The organism is Campylobacter sp. RM12642 (assembly GCF_020137635.1).
Lineage (GTDB): Bacteria > Campylobacterota > Campylobacteria > Campylobacterales > Campylobacteraceae > Campylobacter_E.
The window spans coordinates 1-3,542 of record NZ_JACGAT010000050.1 but is presented as its reverse complement, the minus strand read 5'-3'; the positions used below and the strand labels follow the sequence as shown (position 1 = coordinate 3,542).

General features: G+C 22.7%; 4 protein-coding genes and 1 CRISPR repeat array. Of the genes, 3 read left to right on the top strand and 1 reads right to left on the bottom strand.

Features of this window, described 5'->3' with window-relative positions; translation table 11 throughout:
* On the top strand, window positions 1-390 hold a 390-nt coding region (locus AVBRAN12642_RS09525), incomplete at its 5' end, for a hypothetical protein (RefSeq protein ID WP_336608295.1).
* Between the two features lie 259 nt (window positions 391-649).
* Window positions 650-1,495, top strand: a complete 846-nt coding sequence (locus tag AVBRAN12642_RS09520; RefSeq protein WP_336607282.1) for a hypothetical protein — start codon at window positions 650-652, stop codon at window positions 1,493-1,495.
* 27 nt (window positions 1,496-1,522) lie between these two features.
* Here AVBRAN12642_RS09520 and AVBRAN12642_RS09515 read toward each other — a convergent pair whose 3' ends face one another.
* Window positions 1,523-2,518 carry a WYL domain-containing protein gene (locus tag AVBRAN12642_RS09515; RefSeq protein ID WP_336607281.1) on the bottom strand — a complete coding sequence of 332 codons (996 nt, stop codon included), beginning with the start codon at window positions 2,516-2,518 and terminating at the stop codon, window positions 1,523-1,525.
* Window positions 2,519-2,613: 95 nt separating this feature from the next.
* Between AVBRAN12642_RS09515 and AVBRAN12642_RS09510 the strand changes: the two genes are divergently transcribed.
* Complete coding sequence (locus tag AVBRAN12642_RS09510; RefSeq protein ID WP_214150606.1) at window positions 2,614-2,760, top strand: hypothetical protein; 147 nt, start codon at window positions 2,614-2,616, stop codon at window positions 2,758-2,760.
* A 339-nt stretch (window positions 2,761-3,099) separates the two neighbouring features.
* Window positions 3,100-3,490: a CRISPR direct-repeat array (repeat unit 36 nt; unit sequence GTTTCAATCCCCTAAAGCGGGGCAATATTCTCTAAC).
* Window positions 3,491-3,542 lie beyond the last annotated feature (52 nt).

The following is a 3,542-nucleotide window of genomic DNA, read 5'->3' as shown; positions in this document are numbered from 1 at the left end:
GAAAAGCAAAACTATACGATAGATGGAAAATTTTTTAAAAGTGTAAAATTGATAGTTGATAAAGAAGTGCAAATATATGAAAATTATAAAAAATATGAAAAAATTTTTGAAGAAGAAGCTTCAAAATTACCAACTAGACTTAGCAAAGATAAGCTAATAAATTATGATATTTATGGTTATTTTGTGCCTTGTAACTATGCAAAATCATATATGTCTTTTAGAGAGCTAAAAATCCCAGAGCATCCTGATTTTGATAGAATTTCTAATTCCTTTGCTAGGTTATTTGTTGATAATTATTATCTTGATTTAGGTAATTATTCTAGCAGTGGTAGTTGCTCTAATGATGTTTATAAAAATTATTTAAATAAATTAAAAGGAGAATTAAAATGAGTTGTAGTTTAGAATACACATTTTTATTTTTAATATAATTATTTGAATTAATTTTTCATAATTAAATATATTAAACAAAATATTTTTATATTAATTATGCAAAAAAATATCAAGAAATATTCTTATTTTTAAATGAAGTAAAAAAGCAAATATTAATAAGATACAACTAGCTAAATATAACTAAAAGAATTTAAATTAGTGATAAAATCACAAGTATTATCTGATATAAAATAAAACATTTTGTTACAAGGAAATTAAAGTGGAAATTATCAATAAAAAGTGTGATATTTGTTCTTGTAAAATCTCAAAATTAACTTATAAAAAAGATTTAGGATTTATTAGTCTAAAATGTCCTAATTGTAATGCCTTGTATAGATTAAAAGACAAAATGTCTTTTGTTATGATAGATGCTGCTTTAGTGGATATTTCTCGTTGGGTTTGTGCATTGCTTTCTATTGTGCCTATTGCTTTATTGGATAAATTTATTAATAGCAGAATTATTCAAGTAGCAATATGGTTTTTAACTTTTTTGATTATTGCAAGTATTTTTTCATTCATTCATGATTATTTAGAATTGTTTATATTTTCAAAATTTGTTTTATTTGATAATAGTGAAACAATTGAAATTAAAAAATCTAGGTTAAGCAAATTAAAAGACTTTATGATTAATCTTAGTAAAAATATAAATATATTTTATAAAAAGTGCGATATTTGTTCTTGTAAAATCTCAAAATTAACTTATAAAAAAGATTTAGGATTTATTAGTCTAAAATGTCCTAATTGCAATGCTTTTTATATTTTAAAAAGCAAAATTAATGGCTTTTCTTTTAGCAATGCTTTGAGCGTTATTTTTGGTTTTATTAGCGCTATTATTACAATAATTTTTGCCACTTCAAATAAGAATTTAGCTAATGAAAATTTTGTATTTTTTATCTTTATATTATTTGCGATTTTTTTAATATCTATCGCTATTTTTTCTATTATTGAGCGTTATTTGAATATATTTATATTTTCTAAGTTTTTCTTGGTTGAAGATTTGAGTAAAATCAAAGCTAAAAGTAAAACAATAATAGACTATATTTTAAGCAAATTTAAATTCTTATAAATCATCACAAGTTTTAATTTATCTACACTATTGATAGGTATTCAATGCTTGTTTTAATGATTGCTTAAAGCTTTCTTGCAATGTTTTTGGTTCTAATATTTTTATATCAGGCAACCAACTTTTAACAAATCTTAATATTTCAAGCTCACTTGTATATTGTATATCTATTATTAGTGGATTTTCTTGAATTATTATTTGATGTTTAAAAAATTTTTTCATATCTTTTTGAAAATATTGTTTTATATTGTCGCTAATTTCTAATGTAGCCGTATTTACATTATCTAAATTATTATAATTACTTAAAGCATTATTTAATTTTTTTAGTTTTATATCTAATTTATCTGGAATTTCTATGTCTTTATAGTTAGAGCCAATAATTTCAGTGATATCTTCAATAAATGCTAATCTCTTAAGTTCAATGCTTTCATTTTCTTGTTTTACTAAAGCATACCAATTTTTATCACTATAAATTATTTTTAGAAAAATTACTTTATAAACTTCATTGCTTTTCATTGTAATAGTAGCTTTTAATTTTTTATTCATTAATTTGAAAATTTTTTTAGTATATTTTAATTCTAATTCACTCATTTTTGTATCTACTAAAGGATTATCTAGACACATAAAGTTATTTTTTAAATCTTTTGTAAGTTCTGTTATGTTGTTAGAATTCAATGTTTTTAATGTATTAAATGCTAAAAATTCATCATAATTATATTTTTTATCTGTAAAAAATCTCAAAAAATCATCATTTAAATAATCAGAATTTATTATGTATTTAAATGGGCGTTTTTCTTCATACATTTTAATATATTGACTAAGATAATTTGATATTTTAATGTTTTCAATGATTTTTGAAATGCTTTGTTTTGAAATATTATAATTTAGTTTTACTTTTAAATACTTAGTTATATCTTCTCTAGTAGCACCTTTTTCGCCTTTTTCATAAATTATTTTTATAATATTTAAATATAGAGTGAAGTTATCTAAGTTTGCTGGTTTTCTTTTGGTTTTTGTTCTTATCATTTTTATTCCTTATTGTTTTAGTCAATAATAATAGGACTTTAAAAGTATATTATTTCATTGTTTAATAAATACAACGAGATTAAAAGGAGAAAAAAATGGAAATAAAAATTAGCGAATTGGCTTTAAAAATTATAGCAGGCACAATAACAACGATAGCATTGGCAATAATAAGCTCAAATAATTCAGGTAATTCAAATCGCTTAGATAATACTTTTGATGATTTTGATGAGTTATTAAAATAAATCTAAAAGCCAAAATTTAATCAAAAGGAGAAGTAAAGAAAATCAAAAAATAATATATTTAATATTAAAATCTAAATTTATTTGATAAGAATATGTTGTAATACATAAACATTCTTAAGAATATGTATTACAAAAATACTTTTTTATAATGAGAATACATTAAAAAATCATTATCACTATAATCAAAATATTTCACTTATAATTGTATAATTTTATCACCTTTCTTATTTTAAACTTCCGTTTCTTTATATGTGATTTTTTATTTTTATACCACTTTTGAAATTTTATATGCCATTTGACTTTTACAAATATCAACCATGTTAATGCAAAGGCTGGATTTTTTCAATCCCCTAAATCGGGGCAATGTTCTCTAACTTATCCACCAAATGGGTTTAATTGTAGGTGTAAAGGTTTCAATCCCCTAAATCGGGGCAATGTTCTCTAACACAAAGAGCAGAAGATATAGTAAAAGCTTTATGTGTTTCAATCCCCTAAAGCGGGGCAATATTCTCTAACATGGTACAAAGCTATCGTAATTTTATATTTTTTAGTTTCAATCCCCTAAAGCGGGGCAATATTCTCTAACTAAAAAATCACAAAGGGGCGATTATTGTTTAAATTAGTTTCAATCCCCTAAAGCGGGGCAATATTCTCTAACAGAAGCAGTATCAAAAGTTAAACAAAATGTTATAAAGTTTCAATCCCCTAAAGCGGGGCAATATTCTCTAACTTAAGGGATTTAGTGGTATCTTTTCTAGAAGATAAGTTTCAATCCCCTAAAG